Raw genomic sequence first — 271 nt, forward strand, 5'->3', positions numbered from 1 at the left:
AAAACGGATGTCGTTGGCGTACCTGCAGCTAAGTCGGCGACAGTAGGCTCTTCAATTGTCAGTTCGCCACTTGCCATAACTTGAACATCATCAGTAATCATCACCGATAGTGGTGACATTAACGAATCATCACCGTCGGTATCAACCGCGTAAACTGGTAGTTCAAACGTGAAGTCGTTATTGCCACGACCATCATCGTGGTCGATATTCTCCAACAGCGTAAAGGTATATTGCCCCAGAGTCGCAGCGCTAAAGCTTAATGTGAAAATCT

At 46.1% G+C, this 271-nt stretch carries 1 protein-coding gene; it reads right to left on the reverse strand.

Going from position 1 to position 271, the window contains the following annotated elements; all coding sequences use genetic code 11:
• Nucleotides 1-271, reverse strand: a 271-nt coding sequence (locus AB4384_RS23700; protein ID WP_372130209.1) for a hypothetical protein, incomplete at both ends; no start/stop codon positions are given.

This window comes from Vibrio sp. 10N.261.51.A4 (assembly GCF_041471945.1).
GTDB classification, from domain to species: Bacteria; Pseudomonadota; Gammaproteobacteria; order Enterobacterales; family Vibrionaceae; genus Vibrio; species Vibrio crassostreae_C.